Source organism: Streptomyces caelestis, assembly GCF_014205255.1.
GTDB lineage: Bacteria > Actinomycetota > Actinomycetes > Streptomycetales > Streptomycetaceae > Streptomyces > Streptomyces caelestis.
The window spans coordinates 4,088,061-4,102,361 of record NZ_JACHNE010000001.1 but is presented as its reverse complement, the minus strand read 5'-3'; the positions used below and the strand labels follow the sequence as shown (position 1 = coordinate 4,102,361).

The window sequence follows — 14,301 nt, the reverse complement described above, 5'->3', positions numbered from 1 at the left end:
CGGGACGGGGTGTCGCTGACGGTCTCAGCCTCGCATGTCGGCGGGGCGGGCCGGGAGAAGGATCAGCCCCGGATCAGCCCTGGATCAGCCCCGCACCTTGCGGCGCCGGGCGGTGGCGGCCCGGCGGGCGGCGGCCCGGCGCGCGGGCCGGGCCTTGGCCGCTGCCACCTCGGGCGCTCGCGTCGCCGATGCGGAAGCCGAAGCCGAAGCCGATGCCGTCGCCGGTGTGTGCAGTTCGTACGCCACCGCCAACGCCAGCGCGAACCCCGCCGGGTCGGCCCCCGGCACCGTGTGCGGAACCTGCTGGATCATCGCCGTACTCCTCACCTGGGGAACTCACTGGCGGAAACTCAGTCGGTGGAGCCGGCCCGCAGCTTGGCGAGGTCGGCCTTGACGGTGTTGATCGGGATGGCGAAGCCCAGGCCGACGCTGCCCGCGTCGGAGGACGAGGAGGCGGCGCCCGCCGGCGAGTACATCGCGGAGTTGATCCCGATGATGTTGCCGTTCATGTCGATCAGGGCACCGCCGGAGTTGCCCGGGTTGAGGGACGCGTCGGTCTGGAGCGCCTTGTACGTCGTGGTGTCCGAGCCGGTGTCGCCGTTGAACTGCCGCCCGCCGAACTCGAACGGCCACCCGTCGCCCTGCTGGAACTGCTGCTGGCCCTGGTCCTGCTCCGTCGGGACGGTGACGTCACGGTCGAGGGCCGAGATGATGCCGCTGGTGACGGTGCCGGACAGGCCTTCGGGGGAGCCGATCGCCACGACCTGGTCGCCGACCTGCACTCCGGAGGAGTCGCCGAACGTCGCCGCCCTCAGGCCGGAGGCGTTCTCCAGCTTGATGAGCGCGAGGTCCTTCTTGCTGTCGGTGCCGACGACCTTGGCGGAGTAGGACTGGCCGTCGCTGGTCGTCACCTTGATCTGCGAGGCACCGGAGACGACGTGGTTGTTGGTGATGATCTCGCCGTCGCTCGTGATGATCACGCCCGAGCCGGTGGAGGAACCGGCGTTGGAGTTCGCGCTGATCTCGACGATGCTGGGGCTGACCGCCTTGGCGACCCCGGCGACCGTGCCCTTCTGGCTGGACGGCACCACGTTGGTGCTGGTGGAGCTGGAGGCGACGGTGTCGTTGCCCGTCAGCTCCTGTATGCCGTAGGCGGTGCCGCCCCCGATCGCCGCGGCGACGATCGCCACGGCGGCGAGCAGGGCGACGGTGCCGCGGTTGCGCTTCTTCGGAGCGGGTGCCGGGGCGTACGCCGGCGGAGGCGGCCACTCGGGGTTCACCGGGGCCTGCTGCTGACCCTCGTAAGGGTTCTCGTACTCGCCACTGCGGTGGAAGCTCTCGGTCATGTCTCAGAGCTTGGAGCCCGACCATGAGAGCTTCCTGAGTCCTCCCTGAGAAGCCCGACAGAACCTCGTATGCCCGATATAAAGGCGCCTCGGAAGGGGGGCATCAAGGCAGCCCGGAAGGGGCTAGCCGCAGCCGCAGGAGCGCCGTACCACCAGCCGCGACGGGAACACCTTCAGCCGCTCCCGGCGGGCCCCCGCCACGCGCAGTCCGTCGTCGAGGACGAGGTCCACCGCCGCGCGGGCCATCGCCGAACGGTCGGAGGCGACGGTCGTCAGGGGCGGATCGGTCAGCGCCGCTTCCTTGATGTCGTCGAAGCCGGCCACCGCCAGCTCGCCGGGCACGTCGATCCGCAGTTCGCGCGCCGCTCGCAGCAGGCCGATCGCCTGGTCGTCGGTGGAGCAGAAGATCGCGGGCGGGCGGTGGGGACCGGAGAGGATCTTCAGGGCGGACTGGTAGGCGTCGTAGCGGTTGTAGAGCGCCTCGAAGAGGCGGCCCTCCGTGGAGATCCCGGCCTCGTCCATCGCGCGACGCCAGCCCTGGACGTGGTCGGAGACCGGGTCGCCGACCGCGGGGGTCTCGGCTATGCCGCCCATACAGGCGACGTACTCGTAACCGTGCTCCAGCAGGTGCCGTACGGCGAGCTGGGCGCCGCCCAGGTCGTCCGTGACGACGGCGACGTCGTCGATGGCCTCGGGCCGCTCGTGCAGCAGCACGACCCGGGCGTCCCAGGCCTCGATCTCGGCGGCGGCCAGGTCGTTGAGCGCGTGGCTGACCAGGATGAGCCCGGAGACGCGCATGCCCAGGAAGGCCCGCAGGTAGTGGACCTCGCGCTCGCCGATGTAGTCGGAGTTCCCGACGAGCACCATCTTTCCGCGCTCGGACGCGGCCTGTTCGACCGCGTGCGCCATCTCCCCGAAGAAGGGCTGGCGGGCGTCCGGCACGATCAGGCCTATGAGGTCCGTGCGCCGGGACGCCATCGCCTGGGCGACCCGGTCGGGCCGGTACCCCAGCTCCTTGATCGCGGCGAGGACACGCTCGCGCGTGGCCGGGGCGACCGGCCGGGGTCCGTTGTTGATGACATAGCTGACCACGGCAGTGGAAGTCCCTGCCAGCCGCGCCACATCATCCCGAGTCACCTTGGCCACGCGCGGAGTCTACGCGGATATACCGGCTCTGGGCAGGGCGTAAAGGAGCTTCCGTACTTCCGTACGACATCCCGACCGCCGTCCGGCCGCCGCCCGCGCGCCCCGTGCGGAAAGCGATGCCCGGATGGGCACCGCGATACGCCTCTTTACGCCTTGGTAGGTGCCTCGACGGCGTCCAGAGCGGCCGACTCGTCCGTGTTGTCCGGCTTTTCCTTGGCGGCCTTGGCCTTCGCCTCCTCGGCGGCGCGCTCCACCTTCTCCGGTGTAACGAATCGATAACCGACGTTCCGGACGGTGCCGATCAGCGACTCGTGCTCGGGGCCGAGCTTGGCGCGCAGCCGCCGCACGTGCACGTCGACCGTGCGCGTACCGCCGAAGTAGTCGTAGCCCCAGACCTCCTGGAGCAGCTGGGCGCGCGTGAAGACGCGGCCGGGGTGCTGCGCGAGGTACTTCAGGAGCTCGAACTCCTTGAAGGTGAGGTCGAGGACGCGGCCCTTGAGCTTGGCGGAGTACGTCGCCTCGTCGACCGACAGGTCGCCGTTGCGGATCTCCATCGGGGAGTCGTCGCTGACGATCTGCTGGCGTCCCATGGCCAGCCGCAGCCGCGCCTCGACCTCCGCGGGGCCGGCGGTGTCGAGCAGGACGTCGTCGATGCCCCAGTCGGCGGTGACGGCGGCGAGACCGCCCTCCGTGACGACGAGGACGAGCGGGCAGCCGGGTCCGGTCGAGCGCAGTAGCTGACACAGGCTGCGGACCTGCGGCAGATCGCGGCGGCCGTCGACGAGGATGACGTCGGCGCCGGGGGTGTCGACGAGGGCGGGCCCCTCCGCGGGGGCCACTCGCACGTTGTGCAGGAGCAGGCCGAGGGCGGGGAGCACCTCCGTCGACGGCTGGAGGGCATTGGTCAGGAGCAGCAGAGAACTCATACGTCTGGTTCCTCCTCGGTCCCTGCGAGGACGTTTGTTGGCACAGCACTGGCTCTGCGATCCCGAAGGCCCCGTACACCTGCGGTTTCCCGCGTCGTATACAACGCTTCCGAAAGCACAAAAGGACCCGGGGGCTACGCTGCCCGAGTCCTCTGCCTAGCAGAATAGCCCACATGAGCTCTGGCCCGGCAGATCATGTGGCGCGTTCCACCGATCGTCCGCACTCCGAGACAACTCGGGGAACGCCTGTGCGGTCGCAATTGCGGACATTTCTGCGCACGTCCGACGGTGTGACGATCGATGCCGTATACGACCCGGGTGCGGTTGTATACGACGTCTCCCGGACATCTGCCGCTCATCCCGTGTTCGTCGTCGCCCACGGCTTCACCGGTGCCGTGGACCGGCCGCACGTGCGGCGGGTGGCGCAGGCCTTCGCCCGGTACGGGGCCGTCGTCACGTTCTCCTTCCGGGGCCACGGGGCGTCCGGCGGGCGGTCGACGGTCGGGGACCGGGAGGTGCTCGATCTTGCGGCGGCGGTGCGGTGGGCCCGGGAGCTCGGGCACGCGCGCGTGGGGACGGTGGGGTTCTCCATGGGGGGCTCGGTGGTGCTGCGGCATGCGGCGCTGTACGAGGAGGCGACGGACGCGGTGGTGTCCGTCAGCGCCCCCGCACGCTGGTACTACCGGGGAACGGCCCCCATGCGCCGGCTGCACTGGCTGGTGACGCGGCCGGAGGGCCGGGTGGTGAGCCGCTACGGCTTCCGTACCCGCATCCATCACCGGGACTGGAACCCGGTCCCGCTCTCCCCGGTGGAGGCGGTGCCCCGGATCGCCCCCACGCCCCTGCTGATCGTGCACGGCGACGCCGACGGCTACTTCCCCGTCGACCATCCCCGCATGCTGGCCGCGGCCGCCGCCGACCAGGGCGAACTGTGGCTGGAGCCGGGCATGGGGCATGCCGAGCACGCGGCGAGCGGCGAACTGCTGGGGCGGATCGGGGAGTGGGTCGTGGGCCGGGCGGGCTAGCCTGACGGGGTTCACCGACAAGCAATCGAGGAAGCAGATGCCAAAGGTCACGGTGCGCTACTGGGCCGCCGCCAAGGCCGCGGCCGGGGTGGCCGAGGAGCCGTACGAGGCCGCCACGCTCGCCGAGGCGCTCGACGGGGTGCGGGAGCGACACCCCGGCGAACTGGAGCGCGTGCTGCGGCGATGCTCGTTCCTCGTGGACGGTGACCCCGTGGGCACCCGCGGACATGAGACGGTACGGCTGGCCGACGGCGGCACGGTCGAGGTGCTCCCGCCGTTCGCAGGAGGGTGAGCGATGACCAACCAGCCGTATGACGGCTACGACCCCTATGGGCAGCAGCCGCAGGCGCCGCAGGGGTGGCCTGAGCAGGGGCACCAGCAGGGCTATCAGCAGGGACATCAGGGTCAACAGAGCCATCAGGGGTTTCAGGGGTACGACGATCCGTACGCCGCTCAGCAGTACACGCAGCAGTGGCAGGGGCAGACCTGGGAGACGCAGACGCAGGCGCCGGTCTCCGCTCAGGTGACGGCTGCGGAGGAGACGGCGTATCTCCCGCCGCAGGGGTACGAGCCTCCTGCTCCCCCTCCTGCTTCCGCTGCCGAGTACGGCCCGGCCACCGTCGCCGGGAACAAGCGGCTCACCGACGCGCAGCGGGCGCGGGCGGAGGGGCGGTCGCCGATCATCGAGCCAGGGATGCAGCCGGCCGCGCTGACGGCGCTGCTGGGGCTGTTGCTGGCGGGCGCGGCGGCGGTCGGCACGTATGCGCTCCTGCTGCCGCTCGTCGCCCTCCAGGCCGTCACCGCGGCGGGCTGGTTCCGGCTGAACGGGATGTGGCCGGCACGGCAGGGCATCGCGCTGGGCTTCGCCGGCGCGCTGGCCGCGGACGCGGCGCTGCTGGCGTCGGACCGCTCGCCCTCGGCGATCCTCGGCACGCTCGGGGTGTGGGTGCTGCTGGCGCTGGTGCTCCAGCTGCGGTCGCACGCCGACCCGGACGAGCGGATGTACGGCCTGATGGCGACGGTCGCGGCGTCGGCGCTGGCGATCGTGGCGGGCGGGTACCTCGCGGCCGAGGCGGACGCGGTGACCGTGGGCGCGATCGCGGTGGCGGTCGCGGTCCTGGCCCGCGCCCTGCCGCTGCCGACCCCGGCGTCGGTGGTGGTGGCGCTGCTCGCGGGGGCGGGCGGCGGTGTCGCGGCCGGCTCGATGACGGGCCTCGGCACGTCCGGCGCCCTCCTGGGCGCGGGCGCGGCAGCCTGCGCCCTGATCGGCCACCGAGTCGCCAGTTACGACTACCCGTCCCGCTTCGTCCACTTCACAGCAGGCGTGGCCTTGCCTTTGTCCGCCGCGGCCCCGGTGGTCTACGTACTGGGGCGGGCCCTGGTTTAGCGCCTGCGCGGCGGTGATGGGTCGGGGCCGCGCCGGGGGTGTCCGTCCTCGGAACGGCGCGATGGGGTGGGCGCGGCGGCACACCCCGCTCCGCCGGGTCGCGCAACGCCCCGGCACCGGTGCCGGGCGCCTGACCTGTCACAGATGATCGACAAACCCATGGCCCCCATCCCCCACGGAGTTACCCTCACGCAAGGACGGCCGTTCGGTCGTCGAACACCGGACCGCCGTCCAACCGCCTAGGTGGGGGAAACACCGCATGCGCGCACTGCGAATACTGCTGATCGTCGTCGTGATCCTGGGCGGGCTCTTCGTGATCGCCGACCGCGTCGCCGTGAACTTCGCCGAGGGTGAGGCCGCCGACCGCCTGAAGGCCACCGAGAACCTCTCCGCCACCCCGGACGTGTCCATCAAGGGCTTCCCGTTCCTCACCCAGGTCGTCGGCGGTTCCCTCGACGACATCGAGGTCGGCATCACGAACTACGAGGCCGCCGCGGGCAACGGCGCCGAGAAGATCCGTATCGACGACCTCCGGGCCGACATGCGGGACGTCGAGTTCTCCGGCGACTACAGCTCCGCCACCGCCACCAGCGCGACCGGCACCGCGACCATCGCCTACGACGAGCTGCTGAAGACGGCGAAGTCCGAGCCGACCCAGGTCGCCCCGGGCGTCACCGCCAACGTCGTCGGTCTCTCCGACGGCGGCAACGGCAAGATCAAGGTCACCGTCGAGGGCACCGTCCTCGGCACCAAGCTGCCCGAACCGGTCTCCGTGCTCAGCTCCGTGACGGTGATCGACGGCGACACCGTACGGGTGAAGGCCGACGGCCTGCCCAAGTTCGGCGGTGTCGAGATCGCCGAGTCCCGGGTCCGGGCCATCACCGACTTCCAGCAGAAGATCGACGGCCTGCCCGGCGGCATCCAGCTGGACAAGGTCCAGGCCGCGCCGGGCGGCGTCGAGATCACGGTGAAGGGTTCCAACGTCCGCCTGGCCGGGTAGGTAAGGCGCCAGGCAGCAGGACCTGGGGTGTCCGATGGGCGAGACAGCGATGTCCGTAGCCCAGATGTGACGGTGGATACATGCGGCCGCGATCCTTGCCCCGCGCCTCAGCAGACCCCTTGGATCCCACATCGTGGATTTTCTCGTCTCAGTATGCGACACACCGGTGACACACGCGCCTGACCGTCCCTACGATCGACGGCATGAAGCGACAGGCGGATCTCACGAAGCGGCGGGCAGTCGACCTGTGCCGCGTCGCCGCCATGCTCTGTCGCACCTTCTGAGCGACCGCGTCGGCCCATGCGCCGGCGCGCGCATCCCCGCCGCCCTGCACCAAGGGCACCCGTGCGCCGCCCTCGTCATGGGCGCGCCCCGCAGATCTCGCACGCCCCGCCGCAACTGCCCCGGAGGAGAAAGAGCATGAGCCGCAGCGACGTCCTGGTCGACGCCGACTGGCTCCAGGAGCACCTGGACGACCCGACCATCGCCATCGTCGAGGTGGACGAGGACACGTCCGCCTACGAGAAGAACCACATCCGCAACGCGATCCGCATCGACTGGACCCAGGACCTTCAGGACCCGGTCCGTCGTGACTTCGTCGACCAGGAGGGCTTCGAGAAGCTCCTGTCGGAGAAGGGCATCGCGAACGACCACACGGTGATCCTGTACGGCGGCAACAACAACTGGTTCGCCTCCTACGCGTACTGGTACTTCAAGCTGTACGGCCACGACAACGTCAAGCTCCTCGACGGCGGCCGCAAGAAGTGGGAGCTCGACGCCCGCGAGCTGGTCGCCGGCGACGAGGTGCCGGAGCGTCCGAAGACCGACTACAAGGCCAAGGCGCAGGACACGTCGATCCGTGCCTTCCGCGACGACGTGGTGGCGGCCATCGGCTCGCAGAACCTCGTCGACGTGCGCTCGCCCGACGAGTTCTCCGGCAAGCTGCTCGCCCCGGCCCACCTGCCGCAGGAGCAGTCCCAGCGCCCCGGCCACGTGCCGAGCGCCCGCAACATCCCGTGGTCCAAGAACGCCAACGACGACGGCACCTTCAAGTCGGACGAGGAGCTCAAGGAGCTCTACGCCGCCGAGAGCGTCGACCTGGCCAAGGACACCATCGCCTACTGCCGTATCGGTGAGCGCTCCGCGCTGACCTGGTTCGTGCTGCACGAGCTGCTCGGTGTGGAGAACGTCAAGAACTACGACGGCTCCTGGACCGAGTACGGCTCCCTCGTCGGTGTGCCGATCGAGCTCGGCGCCAACAAGTAAGCGAACCGACCGACCTTATCTGACCTCTCTTCAGGAGTACGACATGTGTGGAGCGAAGGCCGGCGGCCCGGACGCCTCGACGATCAAGCCCGGTGAGACCACGATCCAGGGTCAGGTGACCAAGGACGGCGAGCCCGTGGTGGGCTACGTCCGTCTGCTGGACTCGACCGGCGAGTTCACGGCCGAGGTGCCGACCTCGGCGACCGGACAGTTCCGCTTCTACGCGGCCGAGGGCACCTGGACCGTCCGTGCCCTCGTGCCCGGCGCCACCGCCGACCGCACGGTCGTCGCCCAGAAGGGCGGCCTGGCGGAGGTCGCGATCGCCGTCTGATCTGACGGCGGCAGTGCCACAAGGGGCCGCATCCCACGGGTTGGACGCCTGGGGTGCGGCCCTTCGGCATGCCCGGACCTACGCTGGGTGTATGTACGCACGACGGCGGCGCACGTACTTCGCGATGATGGGCGGCTGCATCGGCCTCTTCGTCCTGGCCTGGGGCGTCGTCCGCCTGTGGTCCGTGCCCGTCGCCGTCGGGATGTGCGTCGTCGCCATGGTCATCCCGCCCGTCGCGGCGATGGTCGCGAACCGCCGCGGCCCGGACGACCGCTGGTGGGACGACCCCTCCGGGGACCCCAAGTCCGACGAGTGGTGGGACGAACTGGACGGCAAGAAGCGCCGGTACTGAATGGACGAGGGGGAGGAACCGTGCGCCTGACGGCGGCGACCCTGGACGCTCCGAACGCCCGTGAGCTGGCCGCCTTCTACCTGCGGCTGCTGCCCGGGTGGCGGGTGTGGCGCGGGGAGGAATCGCGGGACTGGGTGCACATCCGGCCGCCGGACGGTGGTACCGGACTGTCCTTCCAGACCGATCCCGCCTACCGGCCGCCCGTCTGGCCGAGCACGCCGGACCGGCAGCAGATGATGATCCACCTCGACATCGAGGTCGACGACCTGGAACGCGAGACCGCGCGGGCCCTGGCCGAGGGCGCGCGGCTCGCCGCGTACCAGCCGCAGGACGGCGTCCGGGTGCTCCTGGACCCGGCGGGCCACCCCTTCTGCCTCTACACCGAGACGTCTCAGTAGACGAGCGCCTGGGTGTCGTCCGCCATGGCCTCCTGGACGAAGACCTGGGCGCCGGCGATGCGGACGCCCTTGATGACGTCCTGCTCCGAGATCTCGCGGCGGGCCGCGCACTGCGTGCACAGGGTGACGCGGCCGGCGGCCAGGATCGAGTCGAGCAGGTCGGGCAGCGGGGCCGCGTGCGGCAGCTCGAACTCGGCGGCCCGGCCGGGGAGGGCGTACCAGGCGGACTCTCCGGTCAGCCACAGGGAGACGTCGACGCCACTGGCCACCGCCACCGCCGCCACCGTGAACGCCTGGGAGCACCGCTCGGGGGCGTCGGCCCCCGCCGTCACCTTGATCACGAGGTTCTTCGCCATGGCCGAATCGTAATCAACGCCCCTACAACTCCGGGTACTGCCTGAAGGTCTCCTGTGCGCGCGCATACGGAATGCGCGCTTCACGTTCTGTGGGGGACGTCTTGGAAGTACCCGAAGAAGTGGCCGGCGAGTCCGTGGCCGAGTCCGGGCCGCGTCGCCGTCTGCGGGGGCGTACGGCCGCGCTGATCGGTGCCGCCGCCGTGCTCGGACTGGTCGCCGGCACCTGCGCCGGTTACCTCGTACAGGTGGACCGCGCGCCCACCAAGCTGCCCTCGCTCTCGCAGCCGTCGCTCGCGCAGGCCACGGGCGACGGCCCCGAGCCGCTGCCGGCCGCGCGGGACAGGCGTGTGAAGACCGACGGTGACCTGCGGAAGCTGCTGCTGAAGAAACCGCGCGGGGCGCGGGACGCCGAGTACCTGATGGGCGACGAAGGCTGGCTGGACCTCGCGGGCTACGCGGAGTACTACAAGAAGCCGGGCGAGATGTTCGGCAAGCTCGTCAGCGAAGAGTTCCGGCGCGCGGCCGTCACCGGCTGGCGGGTCGACGGCACGTACCAGGTGGAGATCCGCCTGCTGCAGTACCGGCAGGAAGAGGCGCTTGCAGCCGCCGACAGGGTCGGCAACAGCCAGTACTGGGCCGAGGCCGAGGGCGGCACCGACAGCTGGGCCGTGCCCGGCACCGGGGACGGCCGGGTCTACGTCCACAACCGGCCCGAGACCGAGCCCGGCTACGTGCCGGTGTACAACGCCGAGGCACACGCCTGGCGTGGCGACATCGCCGTGGAGATCTGGGTGACGGACACCAAGCCGATTCCCAAGGCGAAGATCATGGACCTGGCCGAGCGGCAGATGGGGCGGCTGTGAGCGACAACCACGTGGAGCCGGTGGAGCCGAGGGCCGTGTCCGAGCCCGCCCCCGAGCCGCAGAAGAAGCCCGTACGCCGGGGTCGTGTCGCCGCCGTCACCGCGTCCGTGCTGCTGGCGGTCGCCGTCGCCGGCAGCGCGGGCTACACCGTCGTGGCCGTGAACGGCGCCGACCGGGACGCGGGCGCCCCCGTCTGGACGTTTCCCCGGAACAAGACCAAGGCCGAGGCGGTCGAGAAGGCCGCTCCCTCCGGACTCGCCGGCATGCTCGTGCCGTACGGGGCCCCCGGGACCAACGGGTGGGGGCGGGGCCCGGACCTCGGTGAGTACGGCTCGGACGCCGTGCTGAGCGGGGAGCAGGCCACGGCTCTGCGCAAGGAGTCCCTGAGCGGCCTGCCGCGCACCCAGCGCAAGCGGCTGGAGAAGGCGGTCGACCAGTTGCGCATCACCGGCATCGCCATGCGCAGCTACCTCAGCACCACCAAGCTCTCCGACGCCTACACCGACGACGCCTACACGGTGCGCGTCGAGCTCGCCCAGATGGACAACAGGGCCGCAGTCCGGGACGCCTCACGTTTCCGGAGCGCGGTCGTCGACGCCCTGGGCGCCTTCCGCAAGGGCCCGGAGATCAAGGGCCACAAGAACGCCCACTGCTTCCTGCCGCCGAAGGACGCCGACGGGGACCTGGAGTCGATGTACTGCTCGGCCCACGTCGGGAATGTCCTGGTCACCGCCGTCGTGGACGGCACGGAGCCACTCGACACCAAGGGGGCCGCGATGCTGCTGCGCGAGCAGCTCGACCGTATAGCCGAGCCGGGGGAGGCGGTATGACCGAGCAGGAGCAGACCGCCGTTCCGGCCGTGCCCGAGGTGCGGCCGGACGTGCCATCGGGCCCGGCGCGCAAGGACCGCCGGGTCCTGCGGGCCGTCCTGCGCTGGACCGCCGCCGTCGCCGTCTGCGCGGCGGTCGGCGCGGCCACGGCGTTCGGCATCACGCGAATGGAGCGGACCGACGTACCCGGGCTCGCGACGGAGCCGGACGGGCGCTGGGAGTACCCGGTGCTCACCCGCCCGCCGCTGCCCTCCGGCAGTCCGGGCCCCTTCGCCGAGGCGAACACGGCCGGCACGCACCACGCCGACCTGCGTTCCCTCCTCCTGCCCGCTCCGGAGGGCGCCAGGGAGGACAAGGCGCTGCGGGGCTCGGACGGCTGGCTGGCGAAGAAGGACCTCCTGGCGGAGTACGCCGCGAAGGACGACCGCGAGGAACTCGGGCAGCACCTCACCGACCACGGTCTGCGGCACATCGCCGCCCGCGGCTGGACCATGCCGGACGGCACCCGCACGCGGATCTACCTGCTCCGGTTCGACACCGCGGCCGTCGTCGACGGACTGCTCGCGCCCTACCTCGCCCCCTACAGTGCGCCGAAGTTCCCCCTGCGCGGCGCCGGGACGTCCGCGAACGACAAGGCGTTCCCCGACGACGCCGTGGTGGACGACGTCGAGTGCGTGGTCTACGACGAGGCCAGGCCGTACGGCGGTGAACAGGTCCGCCACGCCTACCTCGCCGCCGGTGACACCCTCGCGCTGGTCGTGCAGTCCCGGAAGGGCGCAGCGCGGGCCGTGCCCTTCCAGCAGACGGTGACCCTGCAGGGCCAGCTGCTCGGCTGACTCCCGCCCGGGTCCACCTCACCACGAGGCCCGGGTCCCGGCCGCGTAAGCTGGGGCCCGGCCCTGTGCACACATCCGCACCCCGCTCAAGGAGCACCCCGTGGAGCTTTTCTTCGAAATCCTGTTGGTCCTGGTCGCCGTCGGCGTTCTCGCCTTCGCCGGACTGACCGTGAAGAAGCTGTACCAGGGCCAGCGCTGACCCACGTCTAGGAACCTCTCATGATCGAGATCCCGTCCGACCTCCACAAAGACCTCGTCCCGCTCGCCTTCCTGCTCGGCAACTGGGCCGGTGCCGGGGTGCACGACTTCCCCGGCTCAGAGAAGTGCAACTTCGGGCAGGAGGTCGCCTTCACCCACGACGGCCGGGACTTCCTTGAGTACCGCTCCCACTCCTGGGTGCTGGACAAGGACGGCAGCAAGGTCCGGCCGCTGGAGTCCGAGCACGGCTACTGGCGGATCGACGCCGGCCGCAAGGTCGAGGTGACGATGACCCGCGACGACGGTGTCATCGAGATCTGGTACGGCGAGCTGGCCGACAAGAAGCCGCAGATCGACCTCGTGACGGACGCGGTGGCCCGCACCGCCGCCTCCCAGCCCTACACCGGCGGCAAGCGGCTGTACGGCTACGTCAAGAGCGATCTGATGTGGGTCGGCGAGAAGCAGACTCCCGACGTCGAGCTGCGCCCCTACATGTCGGCGCACCTGAAGAAGGTCGTCACCCCGGAGGAGGTCGAGCGCTGGGCCAAGGCCCTGCCCGACGATATGCCGGACGACGGCATCGCCTTCTTCAAGTAGTTCTGTTCGAGTAGTCCTAGACTCTTGGTGTGGTGAGCACCGACTGGAAGAGCGATCTGCGGCAGCGCGGCTACCGGCTGACCCCGCAGCGGCAACTCGTGCTCGAAGCCGTGGACACCCTTGAGCACGCGACCCCCGACGCCATCCTCGTGGAAGTGAGGAAGACGGCGTCGGGGGTCAACATTTCGACGGTGTACCGGACGCTGGAGCTGCTGGAGGAGCTCGGCCTGGTCAGCCACGCCCATCTGGGGCACGGGGCGCCGACGTACCACCTCGCGGACCGGCACCACCACCTCCACCTGGTCTGCCGTGACTGCCAGAACGTCATCGAGGCGGACGTCTCCGTGGCCGCCGAGTTCACCGCGAAGCTGCGGCAGACGTTCGGGTTCGACACCGACATGAAGCATTTCGCGATCTTCGGCCGGTGCGAGGACTGCACGCTCAAGGCTTCAACTACCGAGTCGTAGGCTTACGGATATGAAGAGCCCCCTGCTGACCCTGCCCGGCGCCGTCCCCGCCGAGGGCGTGGACGAAGGCGTCGCCGCCCACTACGGCGATCTGTTCCGCGAGCAGCGTGCCCTCGCCGACGGCGCCGGTTTCGTGGACCTCTCGCACCGGGGGGTCGTCACCGTCACCGGCGAGGACCGCCTCGCCTGGCTGCACCTGCTGCTCACCCAACACGTCAGCGACCTCCCGGCGGGCCGGGCCACCGAGGCGCTGATCCTGTCCGCGAACGGCCACATCGAGCACGCCCTCTACCTCGTCGACGACGGCGAGACCGTCTGGGCCCATGTGGAGCCGGACACCCAGGACGCCCTGATCGCGTACCTGGAGTCGATGAAGTTCTTCTACCGGGTCGAGGTCGCCGACCGGACCGCCGACATCGCGCTCGTCCACCTGCCGGCCGGCTCCATCGCCGAGGTGCCGCAGGGCGTGGCCGTACGGGAGACGCCGTACGGACGGGACCTGTTCCTGCCGCGCGCCGACCTGGAGGCGTACGCCGGGCAGGCCGGGCCGCCCGCCGGGATCCTCGCCTACGAGGCGCTGCGCGTGGAGCAGCACCGGCCCCGGCTCGGCTTCGAGACCGACCACCGGACCATCCCGCACGAGCTGGGCTGGATCGGCTCCGCGGTGCACCTGCAGAAGGGCTGCTACCGCGGCCAGGAGACGGTCGCCCGGGTGCAGAACCTGGGCAAGCCGCCGCGCCGGCTGGTCTTCCTGCACCTGGACGGCAGCGAGGTCCACCTGCCGGTGGCGGGCACCGAGCTGCGGCTCGCGGACGACGGCCCCGACGGCCGGAAGATCGGCTTCATCACGACCTCCGTACGCCACCACGAGCTCGGGCCGGTCGCCCTCGCGCTGGTGAAGCGGAACGTGCCGGTGGACGCGCCGCTGGTGGCCGGGGACACGGCCGCGGCCCAGGAAGCCGTTGTCGAGCCGTAGA

Annotated in this window: 20 protein-coding genes; 15 read left to right on the top strand and 5 right to left on the bottom strand. The window is 70.8% G+C overall.

Annotated elements, in window-relative coordinates:
* Positions 1 to 84: 84 nt before the first annotated feature.
* The 4 genes from HDA41_RS18570 to HDA41_RS18555 all read right to left on the bottom strand — a co-directional run bounded on the left by HDA41_RS18570 (position 85) and on the right by HDA41_RS18555 (position 3,418).
* Positions 85 to 312 (bottom strand): hypothetical protein, encoded by a 228-nt coding sequence (locus HDA41_RS18570; RefSeq protein ID WP_184985349.1) that lies wholly within the window; start codon positions 310 to 312, stop codon positions 85 to 87.
* A gap of 38 nt (positions 313 to 350) precedes the next feature.
* Positions 351 to 1,346 (bottom strand): S1C family serine protease, encoded by a 996-nt coding sequence (locus HDA41_RS18565; protein ID WP_184985347.1) that lies wholly within the window; start codon positions 1,344 to 1,346, stop codon positions 351 to 353.
* Between the two features lie 123 nt (positions 1,347 to 1,469).
* On the bottom strand, positions 1,470 to 2,492 hold the full coding sequence (locus HDA41_RS18560) for a LacI family DNA-binding transcriptional regulator (protein ID WP_184985345.1): 1,023 nt from the start codon (positions 2,490 to 2,492) through the stop codon (positions 1,470 to 1,472).
* A gap of 146 nt (positions 2,493 to 2,638) precedes the next feature.
* A complete protein-coding gene (locus HDA41_RS18555; protein WP_184985343.1) occupies positions 2,639 to 3,418 on the bottom strand; it encodes a winged helix-turn-helix transcriptional regulator in 780 nt (259 codons plus the stop codon).
* 173 nt (positions 3,419 to 3,591) lie between these two features.
* On the opposite strand from HDA41_RS18555, the gene HDA41_RS18550 reads away from it, so the two are divergent.
* The 9 genes from HDA41_RS18550 (at position 3,592) to HDA41_RS18515 (ending at position 9,177) form a co-directional block, all read left to right on the top strand.
* Positions 3,592 to 4,443, top strand: a complete 852-nt coding sequence (locus tag HDA41_RS18550; RefSeq protein ID WP_184985341.1) for an alpha/beta hydrolase — start codon at positions 3,592 to 3,594, stop codon at positions 4,441 to 4,443.
* 37 nt (positions 4,444 to 4,480) lie between these two features.
* Positions 4,481 to 4,735 (top strand): MoaD/ThiS family protein, encoded by a 255-nt coding sequence (locus tag HDA41_RS18545; RefSeq protein ID WP_010036212.1) that lies wholly within the window; start codon positions 4,481 to 4,483, stop codon positions 4,733 to 4,735.
* Between the two features lie 3 nt (positions 4,736 to 4,738).
* Positions 4,739 to 5,830: a hypothetical protein gene (locus HDA41_RS18540; protein ID WP_184985339.1), complete on the top strand. Its 1,092-nt coding sequence runs from the start codon at positions 4,739 to 4,741 to the stop codon at positions 5,828 to 5,830.
* A 259-nt stretch (positions 5,831 to 6,089) separates the two neighbouring features.
* Positions 6,090 to 6,830, top strand: coding sequence for an LmeA family phospholipid-binding protein (locus tag HDA41_RS18535; RefSeq protein ID WP_184985337.1), 741 nt, complete (start codon positions 6,090 to 6,092; stop codon positions 6,828 to 6,830).
* A gap of 203 nt (positions 6,831 to 7,033) precedes the next feature.
* Positions 7,034 to 7,114, top strand: a complete 81-nt coding sequence (locus HDA41_RS42705; RefSeq protein WP_350310325.1) for a putative leader peptide — start codon at positions 7,034 to 7,036, stop codon at positions 7,112 to 7,114.
* A 136-nt stretch (positions 7,115 to 7,250) separates the two neighbouring features.
* Positions 7,251 to 8,096 (top strand): sulfurtransferase, encoded by an 846-nt coding sequence (locus tag HDA41_RS18530; protein ID WP_184985335.1) that lies wholly within the window; start codon positions 7,251 to 7,253, stop codon positions 8,094 to 8,096.
* 43 nt (positions 8,097 to 8,139) lie between these two features.
* Complete coding sequence (locus HDA41_RS18525) at positions 8,140 to 8,427, top strand: DUF1416 domain-containing protein (protein WP_031121416.1); 288 nt, start codon at positions 8,140 to 8,142, stop codon at positions 8,425 to 8,427.
* A gap of 91 nt (positions 8,428 to 8,518) precedes the next feature.
* Positions 8,519 to 8,779, top strand: coding sequence for a DUF3099 domain-containing protein (locus tag HDA41_RS18520; protein WP_184985333.1), 261 nt, complete (start codon positions 8,519 to 8,521; stop codon positions 8,777 to 8,779).
* A 20-nt stretch (positions 8,780 to 8,799) separates the two neighbouring features.
* Entirely contained in the window at positions 8,800 to 9,177 is a 378-nt protein-coding gene (locus HDA41_RS18515; protein ID WP_184985330.1) for a VOC family protein, read from the top strand.
* Here HDA41_RS18515 and HDA41_RS18510 read toward each other — a convergent pair.
* Positions 9,171 to 9,533 (bottom strand): DsrE family protein, encoded by a 363-nt coding sequence (locus HDA41_RS18510; RefSeq protein WP_184985328.1) that lies wholly within the window; start codon positions 9,531 to 9,533, stop codon positions 9,171 to 9,173. The genes HDA41_RS18515 and HDA41_RS18510 overlap by 7 nt on opposite strands.
* 101 nt (positions 9,534 to 9,634) lie before the next feature.
* Here HDA41_RS18510 and HDA41_RS18505 point away from each other — a divergent pair, with 101 nt between their 5' ends.
* The 6 genes from HDA41_RS18505 to ygfZ all read left to right on the top strand — a co-directional run bounded on the left by HDA41_RS18505 (position 9,635) and on the right by ygfZ (position 14,300).
* A complete protein-coding gene (locus HDA41_RS18505) occupies positions 9,635 to 10,396 on the top strand; it encodes a hypothetical protein (RefSeq protein ID WP_221511556.1) in 762 nt (253 codons plus the stop codon).
* A complete protein-coding gene (locus HDA41_RS18500; protein WP_230299759.1) occupies positions 10,393 to 11,226 on the top strand; it encodes a hypothetical protein in 834 nt (277 codons plus the stop codon). Before HDA41_RS18505 ends, HDA41_RS18500 begins: the two co-directional genes overlap by 4 nt.
* A complete protein-coding gene (locus HDA41_RS18495; RefSeq protein ID WP_184985326.1) occupies positions 11,223 to 12,062 on the top strand; it encodes a hypothetical protein in 840 nt (279 codons plus the stop codon). The genes HDA41_RS18500 and HDA41_RS18495 overlap by 4 nt, the downstream gene beginning before the upstream one ends.
* A 219-nt stretch (positions 12,063 to 12,281) precedes the next feature.
* Positions 12,282 to 12,857: a heme-binding beta-barrel domain-containing protein gene (locus tag HDA41_RS18490; protein ID WP_184985325.1), complete on the top strand. Its 576-nt coding sequence runs from the start codon at positions 12,282 to 12,284 to the stop codon at positions 12,855 to 12,857.
* A gap of 29 nt (positions 12,858 to 12,886) precedes the next feature.
* The gene (locus HDA41_RS18485) at positions 12,887 to 13,324 is read left to right on the top strand and encodes a Fur family transcriptional regulator (RefSeq protein ID WP_184985323.1); all 438 of its coding nucleotides are present in this window, start codon (positions 12,887 to 12,889) and stop codon (positions 13,322 to 13,324) included.
* A gap of 10 nt (positions 13,325 to 13,334) precedes the next feature.
* A complete protein-coding gene (gene ygfZ, locus HDA41_RS18480; RefSeq protein ID WP_184985320.1) occupies positions 13,335 to 14,300 on the top strand; it encodes a CAF17-like 4Fe-4S cluster assembly/insertion protein YgfZ in 966 nt (321 codons plus the stop codon).
* Position 14,301: the final 1 nt, after the last annotated feature.

Bases quoted from the DNA above. Each gene is read 5' to 3' on its own strand.
- HDA41_RS18555 (WP_184985343.1), bottom strand. From the start codon at position 3,418: ATGAGTTCTCTGCTGCTCCTGACCAATGCCCTCCAGCCGTCGACGGAG.
- HDA41_RS18570 (WP_184985349.1), bottom strand. From the start codon at position 312: ATGATCCAGCAGGTTCCGCACACGGTGCCGGGGGCCGACCCGGCGGGG.
- HDA41_RS18510 (WP_184985328.1), bottom strand. From the start codon at position 9,533: ATGGCGAAGAACCTCGTGATCAAGGTGACGGCGGGGGCCGACGCCCCC.
- HDA41_RS18520 (WP_184985333.1), top strand. From the start codon at position 8,519: ATGTACGCACGACGGCGGCGCACGTACTTCGCGATGATGGGCGGCTGC.
- HDA41_RS18495 (WP_184985326.1), top strand. From the start codon at position 11,223: ATGACCGAGCAGGAGCAGACCGCCGTTCCGGCCGTGCCCGAGGTGCGG.
- HDA41_RS18490 (WP_184985325.1), top strand. From the start codon at position 12,282: ATGATCGAGATCCCGTCCGACCTCCACAAAGACCTCGTCCCGCTCGCC.
- HDA41_RS18535 (WP_184985337.1), top strand. From the start codon at position 6,090: ATGCGCGCACTGCGAATACTGCTGATCGTCGTCGTGATCCTGGGCGGG.
- HDA41_RS42705 (WP_350310325.1), top strand. From the start codon at position 7,034: ATGAAGCGACAGGCGGATCTCACGAAGCGGCGGGCAGTCGACCTGTGC.
- HDA41_RS18545 (WP_010036212.1), top strand. From the start codon at position 4,481: ATGCCAAAGGTCACGGTGCGCTACTGGGCCGCCGCCAAGGCCGCGGCC.
- HDA41_RS18530 (WP_184985335.1), top strand. From the start codon at position 7,251: ATGAGCCGCAGCGACGTCCTGGTCGACGCCGACTGGCTCCAGGAGCAC.
- HDA41_RS18540 (WP_184985339.1), top strand. From the start codon at position 4,739: ATGACCAACCAGCCGTATGACGGCTACGACCCCTATGGGCAGCAGCCG.
- HDA41_RS18550 (WP_184985341.1), top strand. From the start codon at position 3,592: ATGAGCTCTGGCCCGGCAGATCATGTGGCGCGTTCCACCGATCGTCCG.
- ygfZ (WP_184985320.1), top strand. From the start codon at position 13,335: ATGAAGAGCCCCCTGCTGACCCTGCCCGGCGCCGTCCCCGCCGAGGGC.
- HDA41_RS18525 (WP_031121416.1), top strand. From the start codon at position 8,140: ATGTGTGGAGCGAAGGCCGGCGGCCCGGACGCCTCGACGATCAAGCCC.
- HDA41_RS18565 (WP_184985347.1), bottom strand. From the start codon at position 1,346: ATGACCGAGAGCTTCCACCGCAGTGGCGAGTACGAGAACCCTTACGAG.